Origin of the sequence: Amycolatopsis sp. MtRt-6 (genome assembly GCF_017308975.1) — a bacterium.
Taxonomy (GTDB): Bacteria; Actinomycetota; Actinomycetes; order Mycobacteriales; family Pseudonocardiaceae; genus Amycolatopsis.
In genome coordinates this window covers 90388-106943 of sequence record NZ_JADWPD010000027.1, presented here as the reverse complement: position 1 = coordinate 106943, position 16556 = coordinate 90388, and the positions used below count along the sequence as shown (strand labels likewise).

The following is a 16556-nucleotide window of genomic DNA, read 5'->3' as shown; positions in this document are numbered from 1 at the left end:
TTTCAGCCGGCCGGGACGGCACGGCGCCGGATGGCCAGCACGGCGACGTCGTCCTGGGCCGCCCGGTTGCCGATCATCGCGGCCATGACCTGCGCGCAGACCCGCTCGGGGTCCCCGGCGCGGGTGGCCGCCGCCAGCTGCCGCATGCCGACGTCCACCGGCCGGTCCCGGCGCTCGACCAGTCCGTCGGTGTAGAACACCAGCACGGCGTCTTCCGGCAGGCCGACCACCGTCGTCCGGCGTTCCGGCACGCCGATGGTCAACCCGATCGGGGGATCCGGGGGCGCGTCCACCAGCTGGCCCGCCTCGCCGGGCCGGGCGAGCACCGGGGGCAGGTGCCCGGCCAGCGACAGCGTCAGTGCCTCGCGGTCGGGACCGATGATCCCGTAGGCCACCGTGGCCATCGCCCCGTGCTCGAAGTGGTTGGCCTTGCGGTCGAGCTTGGCGAGCACTTCGGCGGGGCTCTCGCAGTCGAGGGCGTAGGCCCGCAGGGCACTGCGCAGCCGTCCCATGATCACGGCCGCGTCGAGGCCGTGGCCGGAGACGTCGCCCATCACGATGCCGAGCCGGTCACCCGGCAGGGAGAACAGGTCGTACCAGTCCCCGCCGAGCCCGGTTTCGGCACCGGGCACGTACCGGGCGCCGAAGGCCAGGCCGGGGACGTCGGGCAGGCTGCTGGGCAGCAGGCTGCGCTGCAGCGCCATGGTGGCGGTGCGGTTCTCCTCCAGCGCCTCCATCTGGACCGCCAGCGCGAGGCGGTCGGCGACCAGCTGCATGGTGGCCACTTCGGCCTCGCCGAACTCCCGGGGCGCCACGGAACCGATGTGCAGCACGCCGACGAGCTCGGTCCCGGCGATCATGGGCACGCCGAGCATCGAGTGCAGACCGCGTTCCCACAGCAGGGAGTTCACGACGGTGGTGTCGTCGACGTGGTCGATGATGACGGGGGCCCGCTCGAGCGCGACCCGGCCGGCGAACCCGCTGCCCACCGGCACCCGTACGCCCTGGTGGACCTCCTCTTCGATACCCGCCGCCGCGAAGGCGGCCAGCTGGCGGCCGCTGTGCTGGTACCGCAGCACGGTGGCGGTGTCGACCGCCATGACCTCGCGCAGGCGCTGGAGGGTTTCGGCGAGCATCTCGGCCAGCCCGAGGTGCGCGGCCGGGGCACCGAGGATCGCCTCCAGCTGCTGCAGCCGGTCGTGGGCGTCGAGACTTCGCGACATGCGACGACCCTAGCCGCAACCCCTTTGCGGCCCTAACCATCCCGGGTTTCGACGGCGGGTCCCGCGGGGTAACCAGAGCGGCGTGAACGTCGACTTGGACTGGGTGGGAGTGCTGCGGCACGGCCAGAGCACCGGGAACGTGGCCAGGGAGGAAGCGGAGTCGGCAGGCGCGGACGTGATCGACATCGCCGAGCGCGACGCCGACGTGCCGCTGACGGACCTGGGGCGCGAACAGGCTGCGGCGGCGGGGAAGTTCCTCGCCGAGGCGCCCCCGGACGTCGTCGTCACCTCCACCTACCGCCGCGCCTGGGACACCGCCCGGCTGGCGGCGCCCGACGGCGTGCCGGTCATCCCGGACGAGCGGCTGCGCGACCGCGAGCTCGGTGTCCTGGACCTGCTGACCTCGCACGGCGTCCGCGAGCGGTGGCCCGACGAGCTGCGGCGCAAGCGGCGGCTGGGCAAGTTCTACTACCGGCCGCCGGGCGGGGAGTCCTGGGCGGACGTCGTGCTGCGGCTGCGGTCCCTGCTCGCCGAGCTGAGCGTGGAGCACGCCGGGCAGCGGGTGCTGCTGGCGGCGCACGAGATGACCGTGTTCGGCCTGCGCTACCTGCTCGAAGGACTGCCCGAACCCGATCTGCTGCGCGCGGCCGGCGCCACCGAGGTCCCGAACGGCTCGGTGACGGCCTGGGAGCGCGACTCCGACGGCGGGTTCACGATGGTGCTGGCCCAGGAGGTCGGCCACCTGCACGCCACCGACACCCCGCCGACGGCGGACGACGATGCCGCACAGCAGCTCACCTGACCCGGCGCCGATCAGCCCGGCCCTGCTGCGGGACTGGCGGATCGGCGCGGACGACCGCGGCACGGTGCTCGTCGTCGGCGGCGCCCGGACGGTGCCGGGCGCACCGGCGCTGTCCGGCACCGCCGCCCTGCGCGCCGGGGCGGGCACGCTGCAGGTGGCGGTCGCCGAACGGCACGCGACGGCACTCGGCGTCTCGGTCCCCGAGTCGTCGGTGTTCGGGCTGCCGGAGACGAAGACCGGCGCGATCGCGGCCGACGCCGTCGACCGGCTGGCCGAGGTCCTGCCCGGCGCCGGCACGGTCGTGGTCGGTCCCGGCCTGACCGGCGCGCCGGAGACCGAAGACCTCCTGCGGCGCCTGGTGCCGGCGATCGCCCCGGACGCGCGGGTGGTGCTCGACGCGTTCGCGCTCGGCGCGCTGAGCCGCGCCCCGGCGCTCGCGGAACCCCTGGCCGGCCGGCTCCTCCTGACGCCGAACCGGGTCGAAGCCGCGTTCCTCGACGGCTGCGAGGAGAAGGACGTCGACGACCTGGAGACGGCGGTGCGCATCGCCGGCCGCTACGGCGGCGTGGTGCTGCTGATGGGCGTGGTCGCCGCGCCGGAGGGCCGGACGTGGCGCGACGGCAGCGGCCACGTCGGCCTGGCGACGTCCGGCAGCGGCGACGTCCTGGCGGGGCTGACCGGCGGTTTCCTGGCCCGAGGGGCAACGGCCGGCCAGGCGGCCTGCTGGGCCACGCACGTCCACGCGGTGGCCGGCCAGCGGCTGATCCCGGACACCGGCAGCACCGGCCTGCTGGCCCGTGAGCTGGTGGCGGAGATCCCGCGGGTCATCGCCGAGCTGGAGCGCTGAGCCCCGCACGGCCTACCGCTGGGCGGTCGGCCGCACGATGATCTCGTTGACGTCGACGTCCTCCGGCTGCCCGATCGCGTAGGACACGGCCCCGGCGATGGCGTCCGCCGGGAGGGTCACCGCGCGGTAGGCGCGCATCGCCTCCCGAGCACCCGGTTCGGTGATCGTGTCCGCGAGTTCGGACTCGGTGACGCCGGGGGAGACGGTCGTCACGCGGATACCCGGGCCGGCCTCCAGGCGCAGGCCTTCGGTGATCGCCCGGGCCGCGTACTTGGTGCCGCAGTAGACCGCGGCTGTCGGCACGACCTCGTGCGCGCCGGTGGAGGCGATCGTCACGAAGTGCCCGCCGCGTGCGCGCCGGAAGTGCGGCAGGACCGCCGCGATCCCGTGCAGCAGGCCGCGGAGGTTCACGTCGATCATCCGGTCCCACTCGTCGACGTGCAGGGAGTCCAGGCGCGACAACGGCATCACGCCGGCGTTGGCGACGAAGGCGTCGATCCGTCCGTGCGCCCGGGCGGCGGCGCCGGCGAACGCGGCGACGTCCGCGCGGTCGGTGACGTCGAGGCGGTGCACGTCCGCGGTGCCGCCGGTGTCGTGGATTTCCTTGGCCAGCGCGGCCAGCCGGTCTTCGCGGCGGGCGCCGAGCACGACGTGGTGGCCTTCGCGGGCCAGGCGCAGCGCGGTGGCGCGGCCGATGCCGCTGCTGGCTCCGGTGATGAGGACGGTCTTCACGGGGTTCCTTCCGGGAAGTCGGCGGCGAGGGTGGTTTCCCGCCAGGCGTCGAAGGTGGTGCGGAGGGTGCCGAGCCGGGCAGTGGCGATGTCGTAGGCGGCCCGGCCGAGGAGCAGGCGCAACGGCGGTTCGTCGCTGCCTACCGCGGCGAGGATCGCTTCGGCCGCGCGGGCCGGGTCGCCGGGCTGCCGGCCGTACGTCGCGAGCGTCGCCTCCCGGCGGGCACCCGCCGTCTCGGCGTAGTCGTCGATGCGGATCGCCGACTGCCGCATCGACGGGCCGGCCCAGTTGGTGCGGAACGCGGCCGGCTCCACGATGGTCACCTTGATGCCCAGCGGCGCCACTTCCGCGGCCAGGGACTCCGACAGCCCTTCCACGGCGAACTTCGTCGCGTGGTAGTAGCCGGTGGCACCGAAAGCGGCCAGGCCGCCGAGGGACGACACGGTGACGATGTGGCCGCCGCGGCGCGCCCGCATGCCCGGCAGGACCGCCCGGATGACGTCGGCGAGGCCGAACACGTTGGTGTCGAACAGGTTCCGGATCTCCGCGTCCTCGCCTTCCTCGACCGCGGCGAGGTAGCCGTAGCCGGCGTTGCCGACCAGGACGTCGATCCGGCCGAAGGCCGTTTCGGCGCGCTTCACGGCGTCGACGACCTGGGCGTGGTCGGTGACGTCGAGCGGCAGGGCCAGCGCGCGGTCGCCGTGGGCTTCGGCGAGGCCGGCGACCCGCGCCGGATCGCGGGCGGTGACGACCGCGCGCAGGCCGCGGTCGAGCACGGCTTCGGCCAGCGCGCGGCCGAGGCCGGTGGAGCAGCCGGTGATGAAGAAGACAGCGTTTTCGGGCACGGCGAAGTACTCCGTCCATTGTGGAAAGTGAGGTCAGGAGGCGGCGAGACTGCCCAGCAGGGCCAGCGCGGCTTCCGACGGGCTGCCCGGCTCGGCTTGGTAGACGACCAGCTGCTGACCCGGGGCGCTGTTGACGGTCAGCGCCTCGTAGCTCAGGACCAGCTCGCCGACCAGCCGGTGGTGGAACCGCTTGGTTTCGTGGGTCTTCTGCCGGATGTCGTGGCGCGCCCACAGCCGGCGGAAGTCCGCGCTCTTGACCGACAGCTCGCCGACGGTGTCGATAAGCCGTGGGTCGTCCGGGTCGATCCCGGCGGCCGCCCGCAGGCCGCCGACCGTGTTGACGGCCACGCGCTCCCAGTCCGGGTAGAACTTGCGGGCGTCCGGGTCGAGGAACACCAGGCGGACCAGGTCACCGCTGTGGGTGTGCCCGGCGAACAGCGCCTCGCCCAGCGCGTTGTGCGCGAGCACGTCGAGACACCGGCCGAGGACCACCGCGGGCGTCCCCGGCCAGCCATCCAGCAGGCGCAGCAGGTTCGGGCTGACCGCCTCCGGCCGCCGGGCGCGCCGCCGGCGTGCCGGTGCCGGCCGGGCAAGCCGGTGCAGGTGGGCCGAGGCGTCGTCGTCCAGGGCCAGCCCGCGGGCGAGCGCGTCGACGACCTGCGCCGACGGGTTCCGCTCCCGGCCCTGCTCGAGCCGGATGTAGTAGTCGGTGCTGACGCCGGCCAGCAGCGCCACCTCCTCGCGGCGCAGGCCCGCCACCCGGCGCGACCCGCCCGCGGGCAGGCCCAGCTCTTCCGGACCCACCTGCTGACGGCGGGCCCGGAGGAACTCTCCGAGGGTGTTTTCCTTGGCCACGTCTCCGAGGCTAACCCGGATGCGGCGAGCGAGGGTGGCCGTGGCGCACCCACCCTCAGACCAGCCGGATCGGCTTCCCGTCGGCGTCCGGCCGCAGCAGCGTCGCCGTGGCGGTGCGCCCGTCGACGTCCAGCGTCATCACCGCGTTCCCGAAGTGCGGCCCGGACACGCAGTGCCACGAAAGCGGCGCGGGCCGGACGCCGGTGCGGCGCGCCAGCCACTCGCTCGCCCGGGTCAGCGGCCGCCACCAGCCGGCCCGGAACAGCCGGGTCATGGACCACGGCACGGTGTTGTGCATCGGCGAGCAGGTCAGCTGGTGGACCGGCGCCGCGGTCCCGCCGGGGAACTCGGCCTTCGCGACGTACGCGTGGTGGACGTCGCCAGACAGCACGGTGACCGACGCCGGTCCGTCGTCGGCGACGCGGGCGACGAGCTTCGCCAGCCGCTCGAACGACGCGCGGAACGCCGGCCAGTGCTCCAGGTCCACGAGCTGCCGGAACCACTCGCTGAACCGCCCGACGAGCCCCGGCCGGGCGCAGAGCCGCTCGTTGACCGACTGCGCGGCCGACAGCGCGGTGGGCAGCAGCCACGGCAGCGACGTGCCGATCAGCAGGTGGTCGAACTCGCCCGACGCCTGCTCCTCGACCCAGCGGAACTCCGCCTCGCCGATCATCGACCGCTGCCCGCCCTCGAGGATCCGCCCGGCCCGCGAGTCGATCACCAGCAGCCGGACCGGGCCGAAGTCGCGCCGGTAGGACCACCGGGTGCCCTTCGCGCCGTCGGCCTCCCGGTCGGCCCGGTCGGCGAACTCGCGCAGCAGCTCGGCGTTGTCGGCGCCGGAGGCGATCACGCGCTGGTAGACGTCGTCCTCGGCCAGCTCGGCGGGCCCCAGGTTGCCCAGGTGCTGGTAGACCCAGTACGAGACCAGCGCGCCGCGCATCCGCTCCGGCCACCAGGACGTCCGCGCCATCTTCTCGCGCCAGGCCTGCGAGGTGTTCCAGTCGTCGCGCACGTCGTGGTCGTCGAAGATCATCGACGTCGGCACGGTGGACAGCAGCCAGCGCACCGCCGGGTCGCACCACGCCTCGACGTACAGGTGGCAGTACTCCTCGAAGTCGGCGACCTCGGTGCCGGGCGGCTGCGTGGTGTCGCGCCTCGAAGCGAGCCACTCCCGCGTCGCGTCGGTGGTCTCGTCGGCGTAGACCTGATCGCCGAGCAGCAGCAGCGATTCCGGCCATTCGGCCTCGTCGAGGGCGGCGATCCGGTGGGCGTAGGCGGCGAGCGCGTCCGGGCCCAGCGCGTCCTGCTCCCGCGGTTTGCGGCAGGACCCGAACACCAGCCGGAACCGCGGGTCGTCCGGGGCCGGCGTCCGGATCCGGCTCGGCGGCAGCTCGCTGTCCGGCTCGGGCCAGACGACATCGCCGTCGAGCCGCACCTGGTACGGCGTGCTCCGCCCGGGTTCCAGCCCGGTGAGCACGACCAGCGCGTAGTGGTGGCCGGCGACCTCGAACGTCCGGGCGGCGGCGTCGCCGGCCCGCACTTCGCACGGGCCGTCGGTCTCGACCCAGATCGTCGCCGACGTGGCGTCGACGTGCCGCAGCAGCGGGCCCAGCAACAGCTCGGTCATCCGGGAATCCTGGCAGAACCCGGCCCGCGCGGCCGATCGGTGAAGCGTTCGAAAGTTCCCGAAACGTTTCGATAATCGTTGACCGGCCGGGCGTGGCGACGAACCATCGTCGCAACTCTTCTCCCGTCCCCGGAAAGGATTCCTCGAGTGCGAAGAATTCTCACCGCCCTTTCCGCCGCCGTGCTGGCGATCGCCGCGTCGATCGCGCTGGTCGTGGCGGCGCAGCCGGCGTCCGCGGCCACGTTGACGCGGGTCACCGACTTCGGCAGCAATCCCAGCAACCTCAACATGTACACGTACGTCCCGGACCGCGTCGCGGCCCGCCCGGCACTGCTGGTGGCCATCCACTATTGCACGGGCTCGGCGTCGGCGATCTACAACGGCTACGCCCGCGACTACGTCACCGCGGCCGACCAGTACGGGTACGTCATCGTGTTCCCGGAAGCCACGCGCAGCGGGCAGTGCTTCGACGTTTCCTCGCCGCAGGCCCTCACCCGCGGCGGCGGCAGCGACCCGGTCGGCATCCTTTCCATGGTCAACTGGGCCAAGCAGCGCTACAACGTCGACTCCTCCCGCGTGTACGTCACCGGCTTTTCCTCCGGCGCGATGATGACGAACGTGCTCGCCGCGGAGTACCCGGACGTGTTCGCCGCCGGTGCGGCGTTCATGGGCGTGCCGGCCGGCTGCTTCGCGACCACGGACGGGTCGAGCTGGAACAGCCAGTGCTCGGGCGGCCAGCTCGTCAAGACCGCGCAGCAGTGGGGCGACCAGGCCCGTCAGATGAGCGGCGGGCGCACCGGCCCGTTCCCGCGCATGCAGCTGTGGCACGGCACGGCGGACGACACCCTGCGCTACCCGAACTTCGGCGAGGAGATCAAGCAGTGGACCAACCTGCACGGGCTGAGCCAGACGCCGTCGTCGAGTGATTCGCCGCAGCCGAGCTGGACGCGCACCCGCTACGGCGGCACCGGCACGCAGGCGCCGGTCGAGGGCATCAGCGTGCAGGGTGCCGGGCATTCGTTGCCGCAGAACGGGATGATCGCGTACGCGATCGCGTTCCTCGGCTTGACCAGCGGTGGTTCCACGACGACCACCACGACGTCTTCCGCGCCGCCGGCCGGGACCACGCTGGGCAGCGCGGCGGCGCGGACCGGGCGGTACTTCGGCACGGCGGTGTCGGCGAACAAGCTGTCGGACAGCGTGTACACCGGGATTCTGAGCCGCGAGTTCTCCATGGTCACCGCGGAGAACGAGATGAAGATCGACGCGACCGAGCCGGCGCAGGGCCAGTTCTCGTACGCCAACGCCGACCGGATCGTGAACCAGGCGACGAGCCAGGGCGCCCGGATGCGCGGGCACACGCTGGCCTGGCACCAGCAGCAGCCCGGCTGGATGCAGGGCATGGAGGGGGCGGCGCTGCGGCAGGCGATGCTCAACCACGTCACCCAGGTCGCCACGCACTACCGCGGCAAGATCCACTCGTGGGACGTGGTGAACGAGGCGTTCGAGGACGGCGGTTCCGGCGCCCGGCGCAATTCCAACCTGCAGCGCACGGGCAACGACTGGATCGAGGCGGCGTTCACCGCGGCGCGCGCGGCGGACCCGGGCGCGAAGCTGTGTTACAACGACTACAACACCGACGACTGGAGCCACGCGAAGACGCAGGCCGTGTACCGGATGGTGCAGGACTTCAAGGCCCGCGGCGTGCCGATCGACTGCGTCGGGTTCCAGTCGCACTTCAACCCCAACAGCCCGGTGCCGTCGAACTACCAGACGACGTTGCAGAGCTTCGCGAACCTGGGCGTGGACGTCCAGATCACCGAGCTGGACATCGAGGGCTCGGGGACGGCGCAGGCGAACAACTTCCGCACGGTGACTTCGGCGTGCCTCGCGGTCGCGCGTTGCACCGGGATCACGGTGTGGGGCATCCGCGACACGGATTCGTGGCGCGCGTCGGGAACGCCGTTGCTGTTCGACGGAAACGGCCAGAAGAAGGCGGCCTACACGGCGGTCCTCGAGGCGCTGAACGGCGACACGACTCAGCCTCCCTCGACGACGACTACCACTCCTTCGCCGGGTGGCTGTTCGGCGGCGTATGTGAAGACGGCGGAGTGGAACGTGGGCTTCAACGGCCAGGTGACGGTGTCGGGGAGCAGCAACTGGATGCTGACGATCACGTTCCAGGCACCGCAGAAGGTGATCGGCAGCTGGAACTACACGGGAACGTGGGACAGCACGGGCTACGTCCTGACGGCGAGGCCCAACGGCAGCGGCAACGTCATCGGCTTCACGGTCCAGCACGGCGGGAACCTGACGCCGCCGACCGTGACCTGTTCGAGTCCATAGTGGTCGTGATCACAGGTTCGAGGCGCTGCGAAAACTGTCGGTGGTGACGGATAGCCTCAGGGCATGAAAACGGACGACGCAGCAGTCCCGGCGCACCAGCTCACCAAGGGCCAGTGGTTCTGGCACGAGCCGGCGCCGGGGCTGCCCGCGTGGCAGCTGCAGGTGAATTCGGCGGAGCTGCTGGAGGATTCTGTGGAGATCTTCACGACGGACGAGGAGCGGGAGCTGGTTTCGTACCCGCGGAACCGGCTGGTGCGGCTGGCCGAGGTGGCTTGAGGGGGTTTGTGGATCTGATGGGGGAGAAACCCGCCGGCACGGTGATGCCTGAGCCGGCGGGGTGGACAGGCGGGTGGCCGCCTGCGCTTTGCCGGATCGGGTTGGCTGCGTTCCGAAACGGTCGAGGCCGTGTCCTGATCGGCGGGCCGAGGGGGTTTGGGCTGCTTTCGGGTCGGGCAGCGCCGGTCCGGGCCGATCTGGTCCGCCCTCGGACCGGCCAGTGCCCGCGCAGACCTAACCCGCGTCGCGGAGGGCCGGCGGGCGCCACGTCATGCGGACCGTTGTTCCCTTGGCGCCCGTGTCTATGTCGGACTGGTCCGTCACCTGGTCGATCAGCAGCAGGCCGCGGCCACCCGAGGTGCGCAGGCCCGCCACGCGGGGGCGGGTTGCCGGGATGCCGCAGCCGGTGTCCGTCACCGTGACTGTTATCGCGTCGCCCGCCCGGAAGGCCTGCAAGCGGGCCCAGCCGTGGCCGTCCGGGTAGGCGTGGGCCGCCACGTTGGCCAGTGCTTCGTACGTCGCCAGCGTGATGTCGTGCTTGCTGTCCGGGTCGAGCGGGAAGCCGCCCAGCCAGTGGATCAGCTTGCGGCGCAGGCCGGCCATCTCGTTGGGCAGGGCCGGGGCGAGCTCTTCGAACGTCGAGGCGACCACGGCTCCGGTGGCGCAGCGCTCCGTGGCCGTGGTCCCGGCTTGGTCGGCGTCGGTGCTTTCGCCCGTATCGACGCCAGTTTCCGGGGTATGTCGATACACGATCCGCTCCCATCGTTCAGCCGCGGTTCCCCCGTTTCAGCGGGCTTCTCCGGTGGACTACCCACCGCCACGGGGTCTTACCCGTTGTGTTTCGTGAGATGTGTCGCTACAGTGGAGACGCTCCTCGCGGATGCTGGCCCGTCGGCCGCCCGGAGGCAGCTCCCGGATCCAGGCCACTCGGCCTCTTTCCTTCTTCCCGGCCTCGCCGTCCGTGCGCAGGCCCCATTCACCACACCAGGAGACACCCATGTCTTTTCACGGAATCCTCGACCTGTCCGGCAAAACAGCGTTCGCGCGGCCCGGCTACCGGCCGGCGCCCGACGACGTCGCCGTCCCGCTTGCCCTTGTCCGCAAGCACAACCTGCGGCCCGGCGACGAAATCACCGGCACCGCCGAGAAGATCACCAGCGTCAACGGCGCCGACCCGGACGAACCACGTCCGCGCTTCGCCGACCTCGTCCCGGTGCACCCGAACCGGCGGCTGCTGCTCGAAACCACGCCGACGCGGCTGCTGCCCCGCGTCATCGACCTCGTCACCCCGCTCGGCCGGGGCCAGCGCGCGCTGGTCGTTTCGCCGCCCAAGGCCGGGAAAACCACTGTGCTGCAAGAAATCGGCCACGGGCTGTCGGTCAACCACCCCGACTGCCGGCTGCTGGTCCTGCTCGCCGACGAACGTCCGGAAGAGGTCACCGAGCTGAGCCGCACCGTGCGCGGCGAGGTGATCGCGTCCACTTTCGACCGTCCGCCCGCGGAACACGTCGCGGTCGCGGAACTCACGGTCGAGCGCGCGAAACGCTTGGTGGAGCGCGGCGAAGACGTCGTGCTCCTGCTCGACTCGCTCACCCGGCTCGGCCGCGCGTACAACCTTTCGGCACGCCAGTCCGGCCGGACGCTGTCCGGCGGCGTCGACGCGGCCGCGTTGCAGCCGATGAAGCGGATCCTCGGCGCCGCGCGGAACGTCGAGGGCGGCGGTTCCCTCACGATCATCGCGACGGCCCTGGTGGAGACGGGTTCGCTGGCCGACACGGTGTTCTTCGAGGAGCTGAAGAGCACCGGCAACGCGGAGCTCAAGCTCGACCGCAAGGCGGCCGAGCGCCGCATCTTCCCGGCGGTCGACGTGGCGGCCTCCGGCACCCGCCGCGAAGAACTGCTGGTCACGCCGGGCGAACTGGCGGCCATGCGCGAAGTCCGGCGGGCGCTGCCGGGCCCGCACGCGATCGAGCAGCTGCTGGAGCAGCTCCGCAAGACCGGTTCCAACGCCGAGTTCCTGCTCCGCGTGACGGGTGCGGCGGCGCTGCCGCAAGCGGCCTAGGTCCGCTCCTGGCGACGCTCCCGCAGCTCGCCGATCACTTTCGCGCCGGCACCAGCGGCATCTTCGGGGCTGTCCGGTGGTTCACCCTCCCCGGTGCGGTAGAGCGGGTCCTCGGCACGCCCGGGATCGGGAGTGCCAGGCCGCGCGATCTCGGGTTGCTGTTCGTCCGGCTGCGACATGCGCGTGAGGTACCCCGTGCGAGGGCGATCATTCATCGAGGCGGCTGGTAGGGGGTCGCCCGCGGATAGGAAGGGCGGTCGGGCCCCCGGTTCAGGGCGGCAACGAGAAAACCGAACCCGACAACGGCGACGACGAGCGGCGCAGCCCCGGGAGCGAGCACCCACCAGCCGAACCCACCGGCGGCAACCAGCCAGGCCACGACGAGGGTGCGCTTCGCGGTGAGGGGATAGGGCTTCGGCAGCTCCCGGACGGCCACGGCGCCGAGCACGAGCAGCCCGGCGAGGATGACAAGCAGCACGGTCAGGTACACGGGATGTCCTCCTTCGGGGAGTAGGGCATCAGCTGGTTGATTACCCGCGTGGGCGCGGGACAAGCCGTGGTGTCGGGCACACCGCTCCGGCCGAGGAGCGCGTCACGCGGCCTGCCGCCGGCCCGCAGCGCGAACTGATCTGCCGTCCCCGCGCTCCCGGCCGTGCGTCACCCGTCCGGAGCCTGCCTCCGCCACCTGCGGCGCCTCACCGGCCCACCAGGTGCGGGCCTGCGCAAACCGAGGCACAGTACCTCCATGGCCCTTCCGCCCGCTCGGTCCGCGACCACGGCCCGGCCACGCCGGGTCTGGCTGCGCATGTTCCTTACCGGTGCCCTCCTCTGGGTGCTCGCCGTTGTCGTCACCTTTGTCACCGGCAACCCGAACCTCGTGCCCACCGTTGTGCTGCTCGGGAGCTTCCTCGTTCCCGTCACCTTCGTCGCCTGGGCCTTCGGGCGGCGGCGGAGTGGAGAAGTCACCTCCGAACTGCTGTTCAGCACCTTCGTCGCCGGCGGGGTGCTCGGCGTGCTCGCCGCCTCGCTGCTCGAGTCCTACCTGCTGCATCCCTCCGCTTGGCTGTTCGCCGGGGTCGGGCTGATCGAAGAGGCCGTCAAGCTCGCCGTGCTGGCCGTGCTCACCCGGCACCTGCGGGTCAAGTTCGCCACCGACGGGCTCGTGCTCGGTGCCACCGTCGGGTTCGGATTCGCCGCCTTCGAATCCGCCGGGTACGCCTTCACCGCGCTGTTCACCGAACGCGGGCTCTCGCTCATGGACCTCGTGCAGACCGAGCTGCTCCGCGGCGTGCTCGCCCCCGTCGGTCACGGCCTGTGGACCGCGATCCTCGGCGGCGTGCTCTTCTCCGCCAGCGACCACCGCCACTTCGCCCTGACGCTCCGCCTCCTCCTCAGCTACCTCGGTGTCGCCCTCCTCCATGCGCTCTGGGACGCCATGCACGGCATCGCCCTCGTGCTCACCCTGCTGCTCACCGGCACGCCGTGGCAGTACGTCCAGCTCGAACAGGGCTACCAGCCGCAGCCCACCGCGCTGCAGGCCGACCTCTTCACCGTGCTCTCCTGGGGTGGCCTCGCCCTCGTGTCGGTGATCGGCGTCGGCTGGCTGCTCGCTGTGCGGGCGCGGGCCCGACGCGGTGAGCGGCCGGCCGCCGTCCTGTGGCGCATCCCGGCCAGGTGAACCCTCACGTGCCGCGGCCGGTCGCCTTCTGCAGGGCGTCGATCCGCTCGGACGCCTCCGCCTTCGTCAGGTCGTCCGGCACCTCCTCGCCGGCTTCCTGCGCCAGCGTCCGCAGGTACGACTTCTGCGGGCCGGTCATCGGCTCGTCGCCGGTGGTCCAGTCGCTCGGGTCCTTCTCCGGGTTCGGCTCTACCTGGTCGGTCATGACAGCTCCAATCGAACGTTTGTTCGTTTGCGGTCGACTGTAGCGCAGGGGTCCGACGGAATCTGGTCACGCGCCGGCCGGGGGCGTGCTCGGGGCACCCGCCTCGTGGCCCGGTCGCCCGTGCGTCCGGCGGTCGTCCTTCATCTGCTGTTCGTGCAGGTGGCGGCGCCCTCCGGTGAGCGAAGTGAGCAGCTCGCGCTCAAGGTCGCGGCACGCCTTGTAGTAGCCGTCGTCGTACTCCTCGACGACCTGGAAAGTCCACCGATCGGGTAATACGTTGAGCCCGATGAGCTCTTCGGAGATCCGCCGCGCCCAGTCGCCGTGGCCGGCCTTCTCGAGCTGCGCCACGGCCTCGCCGAGGGCCAGGTCCGCGCTCCCGGTCAGCTGGTGGAAGGAGTAGAGGTGCCCGCGGGCGCGCTCGATCGTCTCGAGTGCCTCGGTCACCTTGCCGACGGCTTCGACGGTGGCGGCGTCAGGGGTCTCGTCCATGTGCGAAAAGTGCCCCGTTCCGCGATTTCTACACTTCGCGGAACGGGGCACTCACCCGGGAACTCAGGCCGTGGGGCGCGTGGCTCCCGCGTACCCGCTCATCAGCGGCGAGATCTTGACGACGTCGCCGCTCGTCGGCGCGTGCACCATCTTGCCGTCGCCGATGTACATCCCGATGTGGGACACGGGGGAGTAGTAGGCGACCAGGTCGCCGGGCTGCAGCTGGTCGCGCGACACCGGGGTGCCGAACTGGGCCTGTGCCGCGGAGTTCCGGGGCAGGGTGATGCCGGCCTTCGCGTACGCCCACTGCATCAGGCCGGAGCAGTCGAACGTGCTCGGCCCGGTGGCGCCCCAGACGTAGGCGCTGCCGAGCTTGCTCAGCGCCGCGTTGACCGCGGTCTGCGCGGCCGCGGTGGGCGCCTTGACGTTCGGCGCCGCGCCGCCGGTGTCCTTCTGGGCCGCCCGGTCGGCGTTGCTGAGGGTCCGGCTCTGCGCCTCGATCTGGTCGATCTGGGCCTGCAGGTCCTTCTTCTTGGCCTCGATGTCCGAAGCCAGCTTCGCCGCCGCGTCCCGGGCGTCCTGCGCCCGCTTGGCCGCGTCGGCGGCCGACTTCTCGGCCGCCGCGGCCTTGGCCGCCGCGGTGCTGAGGTTGTCCATCGCGGCGTTCTTGTCGGTCGCGATGACCTCGAGCGCCGCCGAACGGTCCAGGAAGTCCTGAGTGGACGTGCCGGCCAGCAGCGCCGACAGCTTGTTCATCTGGACGCCGCTGGTGAACGAGGCGCCGGCGAACTTGTCCACTTCGGACTGGTACTTCCGCTTGGCCTCGTCGGCCTGTGCGCCGGCGGCCTTCGCGGCGTCGACGTCGGCGTTGGCCTTGTCGAGCTGACCCTGCTTCGCGGTCAGGTCGGCCTGGGCCGCCAGCAGGTCTTCGTTGAGCTTTTCCGCCTGCGCCGCGAGGTCGCGGTACTTGGCGAGGGCGTCGGAGCCGGTGGGCGGCGCCTGGAGGACGGGGACGGGGGCGGCGGTGGCCGGCTGGGCCATGGTGACGACAGTGATCACCGAGGCCGCGGCGAGGGCACCTGACACCACGCGCTTCACGGGATGCGAACGCATTCTCGCGCGGGTCTCCTTTGCTGATCGGCCGCCGGCGGGTACCGGGACGGCGAGTCGGGGGCCTCGCCCGTGCCCGGGGCGCGCTCGACCGCAACAGGAAGAGCCCGCGGTGGGGTCCGGTACCCGGCAGGGGGTGTCGGCGGCGATCTCGCGTCGCCGTCTGGGGACGACCGGGGGCCGCGAGATCTCGAACAGGTTACGAAACGAGCACGGGAGAGTCCAGTGGCGGCCGCCGGAAACTCTCCGTGACGCCCGTCAACACGGCTGGACCAGCGATAACGCACCCGAATGTGGCTGGGATTACACGCCGTCACCGCGCGCAAGTGCGGTACGGCCACCGCCGAGAGGACGCGGCCGAGCGTTTCGCCGTCCGTTGTGGACCTTCGCGACGCCCGGATGCGTCCAAGCTGAGGGAAACCGGTTTGTACGTCCCTTGTATCCGGTTGCGTGATTCTCCTCCCCGAAGAGATTCCGAACCATGGAGGACAAGGATGTTCACGAAGGCCGCCGTACTCACGGCGCTCACCGCCGCGACGTTCGCCGTGGCCGCACCGGCTCAGGCCGAGACTGCGGCCACGACGGTTCTGCCGGGCGCGAACATGGAAGCCGTGCTGAAGGCGGCCCAGATCGACCCGCGCCGCGCCGACGACACCCAGACCCCGGGTGCGCACGACAGCGTCCTGCTCGTCGAGCAGGCACTCCAGGCGAAGGGCCTGCTGGCGAGCCAGTACGTCGACGGCTACTTCGGCACCACGACGATCACGGCGTACTCGCAGTACCAGAAGTCGCTGGGCTACACGGGTCTCGACGCTTCCGGCCTGCCGGGCAAGACGTCGCTGGAGAAGCTGGGCGAAGGCCGGTACACGGTCACGAACCCGGTTTCCGCCGGGAGCCGCGTCACCTACCACAGCAGGACCCTCAACACCCGCACCAAGGCGATGCTCGTCGAGGCGGAACGGCTCTACGGCGCGCAGGTCGTCATCACCCAGGGCTCCTACAACGCGGGTGGCGTCGACGCTTCGGCGGGTACCCACGACGGCGGCGGCGCGATGGACATCTCGGTGTCCGGCATCTCGTCGGCGAACCGGACGAAGCTGCTGACCGCGCTGCGCAAGGTCGGGTTCGCGGCCTGGCTGCGCACCCCGGCGCAGGGCTTCGACTACCACATCCACGCGATGGCGATCTCCGACCCGGACCTGTCCTCGGGCGCGCAGCACCAGACCGGTGACTACTACCTGGGCATGAACGGCCTCGCCGGCCGCGGCGCCGACGACGGCCCCCAGGTCACCAAGGTCACCTGGGAGGAGTACCAGCGCAGCTGACGCCGGGGTGGGGGGGGGGGGGGGGGGGGGGGCGGGGGGTGGCGGGGGGGGGGGGGGGGGCCCACAGACCAGGGGGGGGGGGGGAGTCCCCGCGCTGCGGCCGCGGGGGGGCCCCGGGCGGTGGGGGCCCGGCG

18 protein-coding genes are annotated in these 16556 nt (G+C 71.9%); 7 read left to right on the top strand and 11 right to left on the bottom strand.

Annotated features, from left to right (window positions below; translation table 11 throughout):
• Positions 1 to 2 precede the first annotated feature (2 nt).
• Complete coding sequence (locus tag I4Q55_RS35520; RefSeq protein ID WP_206794446.1) at positions 3 to 1223, bottom strand: PP2C family protein-serine/threonine phosphatase; 1221 nt, start codon at positions 1221 to 1223, stop codon at positions 3 to 5.
• An 82-nt stretch (positions 1224 to 1305) separates the two neighbouring features.
• Here I4Q55_RS35520 and I4Q55_RS35515 point away from each other — a divergent pair, with 82 nt between their 5' ends.
• A complete protein-coding gene (locus I4Q55_RS35515; RefSeq protein WP_206794445.1) occupies positions 1306 to 2025 on the top strand; it encodes a histidine phosphatase family protein in 720 nt (239 codons plus the stop codon).
• On the top strand, positions 2003 to 2872 hold the full coding sequence (locus tag I4Q55_RS35510) for an NAD(P)H-hydrate dehydratase (RefSeq protein ID WP_206794443.1): 870 nt from the start codon (positions 2003 to 2005) through the stop codon (positions 2870 to 2872). The genes I4Q55_RS35515 and I4Q55_RS35510 overlap by 23 nt, the downstream gene beginning before the upstream one ends.
• 12 nt (positions 2873 to 2884) lie before the next feature.
• On the opposite strand, the gene I4Q55_RS35505 is transcribed toward I4Q55_RS35510, so the two are convergent.
• The 4 genes from I4Q55_RS35505 to I4Q55_RS35490 are packed head-to-tail and all read right to left on the bottom strand — an operon-like array spanning position 2885 to position 6931.
• Positions 2885 to 3604 (bottom strand): SDR family oxidoreductase, encoded by a 720-nt coding sequence (locus I4Q55_RS35505; RefSeq protein WP_206794441.1) that lies wholly within the window; start codon positions 3602 to 3604, stop codon positions 2885 to 2887.
• On the bottom strand, positions 3601 to 4449 hold the full coding sequence (locus tag I4Q55_RS35500) for an oxidoreductase (RefSeq protein ID WP_206794439.1): 849 nt from the start codon (positions 4447 to 4449) through the stop codon (positions 3601 to 3603). The genes I4Q55_RS35505 and I4Q55_RS35500 overlap by 4 nt, the downstream gene beginning before the upstream one ends.
• A 33-nt stretch (positions 4450 to 4482) precedes the next feature.
• Positions 4483 to 5304: a helix-turn-helix transcriptional regulator gene (locus I4Q55_RS35495; protein WP_206794437.1), complete on the bottom strand. Its 822-nt coding sequence runs from the start codon at positions 5302 to 5304 to the stop codon at positions 4483 to 4485.
• A 55-nt stretch (positions 5305 to 5359) separates the two neighbouring features.
• On the bottom strand, positions 5360 to 6931 hold the full coding sequence (locus tag I4Q55_RS35490) for an alkaline phosphatase D family protein (RefSeq protein ID WP_206794435.1): 1572 nt from the start codon (positions 6929 to 6931) through the stop codon (positions 5360 to 5362).
• A gap of 147 nt (positions 6932 to 7078) precedes the next feature.
• Here I4Q55_RS35490 and I4Q55_RS51070 point away from each other — a divergent pair, with 147 nt between their 5' ends.
• Both I4Q55_RS51070 and I4Q55_RS35480 read left to right on the top strand, forming a co-directional pair.
• Positions 7079 to 9277, top strand: coding sequence for a PHB depolymerase family esterase (locus I4Q55_RS51070; RefSeq protein WP_206794433.1), 2199 nt, complete (start codon positions 7079 to 7081; stop codon positions 9275 to 9277).
• 63 nt (positions 9278 to 9340) lie between these two features.
• Positions 9341 to 9553, top strand: coding sequence for a hypothetical protein (locus I4Q55_RS35480; RefSeq protein WP_206794431.1), 213 nt, complete (start codon positions 9341 to 9343; stop codon positions 9551 to 9553).
• A gap of 234 nt (positions 9554 to 9787) precedes the next feature.
• On the opposite strand, the gene I4Q55_RS35475 is transcribed toward I4Q55_RS35480, so the two are convergent.
• Positions 9788 to 10303, bottom strand: a complete 516-nt coding sequence (locus I4Q55_RS35475; RefSeq protein ID WP_307793404.1) for an ATP-binding protein — start codon at positions 10301 to 10303, stop codon at positions 9788 to 9790.
• A 247-nt stretch (positions 10304 to 10550) separates the two neighbouring features.
• Here I4Q55_RS35475 and rho point away from each other — a divergent pair, with 247 nt between their 5' ends.
• Positions 10551 to 11615 (top strand): transcription termination factor Rho, encoded by a 1065-nt coding sequence (gene rho / locus I4Q55_RS35470; RefSeq protein ID WP_206794429.1) that lies wholly within the window; start codon positions 10551 to 10553, stop codon positions 11613 to 11615.
• On the opposite strand, the gene I4Q55_RS35465 is transcribed toward rho, so the two are convergent.
• Positions 11612 to 11794 (bottom strand): hypothetical protein, encoded by a 183-nt coding sequence (locus tag I4Q55_RS35465; protein ID WP_206794426.1) that lies wholly within the window; start codon positions 11792 to 11794, stop codon positions 11612 to 11614. The genes rho and I4Q55_RS35465 overlap by 4 nt on opposite strands.
• Before the next feature lie 32 nt (positions 11795 to 11826).
• Positions 11827 to 12105: a hypothetical protein gene (locus I4Q55_RS35460; RefSeq protein WP_206794425.1), complete on the bottom strand. Its 279-nt coding sequence runs from the start codon at positions 12103 to 12105 to the stop codon at positions 11827 to 11829.
• 255 nt (positions 12106 to 12360) lie between these two features.
• Here I4Q55_RS35460 and I4Q55_RS35455 point away from each other — a divergent pair, with 255 nt between their 5' ends.
• Complete coding sequence (locus I4Q55_RS35455; protein WP_206794423.1) at positions 12361 to 13293, top strand: PrsW family intramembrane metalloprotease; 933 nt, start codon at positions 12361 to 12363, stop codon at positions 13291 to 13293.
• Between the two features lie 4 nt (positions 13294 to 13297).
• Here the strand turns inward: I4Q55_RS35455 and I4Q55_RS35450 are convergent, their stop codons facing one another.
• The 3 genes from I4Q55_RS35450 to I4Q55_RS35440 all read right to left on the bottom strand — a co-directional run bounded on the left by I4Q55_RS35450 (position 13298) and on the right by I4Q55_RS35440 (position 15100).
• A complete protein-coding gene (locus I4Q55_RS35450; RefSeq protein ID WP_206794420.1) occupies positions 13298 to 13498 on the bottom strand; it encodes a DUF3072 domain-containing protein in 201 nt (66 codons plus the stop codon).
• 66 nt (positions 13499 to 13564) lie between these two features.
• Complete coding sequence (locus I4Q55_RS35445) at positions 13565 to 13987, bottom strand: hypothetical protein (RefSeq protein ID WP_206794419.1); 423 nt, start codon at positions 13985 to 13987, stop codon at positions 13565 to 13567.
• A gap of 63 nt (positions 13988 to 14050) precedes the next feature.
• Positions 14051 to 15100 carry an NlpC/P60 family protein gene (locus tag I4Q55_RS35440; protein ID WP_206794416.1) on the bottom strand — a complete coding sequence of 350 codons (1050 nt, stop codon included), beginning with the start codon at positions 15098 to 15100 and terminating at the stop codon, positions 14051 to 14053.
• A gap of 491 nt (positions 15101 to 15591) precedes the next feature.
• Between I4Q55_RS35440 and I4Q55_RS35435 the strand changes: the two genes are divergently transcribed.
• Positions 15592 to 16422 (top strand): peptidoglycan-binding protein, encoded by an 831-nt coding sequence (locus I4Q55_RS35435; RefSeq protein WP_206794414.1) that lies wholly within the window; start codon positions 15592 to 15594, stop codon positions 16420 to 16422.
• Positions 16423 to 16556: the final 134 nt, after the last annotated feature.

What these genes read in the sequence shown, in the direction of transcription:
- rho (WP_206794429.1), top strand. Translation starts at nt 10,551, where the DNA reads ATGTCTTTTCACGGAATCCTCGACCTGTCCGGCAAAACAGCGTTCGCG.
- I4Q55_RS35435 (WP_206794414.1), top strand. Translation starts at nt 15,592, where the DNA reads ATGTTCACGAAGGCCGCCGTACTCACGGCGCTCACCGCCGCGACGTTC.
- I4Q55_RS35510 (WP_206794443.1), top strand. Translation starts at nt 2,003, where the DNA reads ATGCCGCACAGCAGCTCACCTGACCCGGCGCCGATCAGCCCGGCCCTG.
- I4Q55_RS35480 (WP_206794431.1), top strand. Translation starts at nt 9,341, where the DNA reads ATGAAAACGGACGACGCAGCAGTCCCGGCGCACCAGCTCACCAAGGGC.
- I4Q55_RS35465 (WP_206794426.1), bottom strand. Translation starts at nt 11,794, where the DNA reads ATGTCGCAGCCGGACGAACAGCAACCCGAGATCGCGCGGCCTGGCACT.
- I4Q55_RS35490 (WP_206794435.1), bottom strand. Translation starts at nt 6,931, where the DNA reads ATGACCGAGCTGTTGCTGGGCCCGCTGCTGCGGCACGTCGACGCCACG.
- I4Q55_RS35455 (WP_206794423.1), top strand. Translation starts at nt 12,361, where the DNA reads ATGGCCCTTCCGCCCGCTCGGTCCGCGACCACGGCCCGGCCACGCCGG.
- I4Q55_RS35450 (WP_206794420.1), bottom strand. Translation starts at nt 13,498, where the DNA reads ATGACCGACCAGGTAGAGCCGAACCCGGAGAAGGACCCGAGCGACTGG.
- I4Q55_RS35440 (WP_206794416.1), bottom strand. Translation starts at nt 15,100, where the DNA reads ATGCGTTCGCATCCCGTGAAGCGCGTGGTGTCAGGTGCCCTCGCCGCG.
- I4Q55_RS35445 (WP_206794419.1), bottom strand. Translation starts at nt 13,987, where the DNA reads ATGGACGAGACCCCTGACGCCGCCACCGTCGAAGCCGTCGGCAAGGTG.
- I4Q55_RS35520 (WP_206794446.1), bottom strand. Translation starts at nt 1,223, where the DNA reads ATGTCGCGAAGTCTCGACGCCCACGACCGGCTGCAGCAGCTGGAGGCG.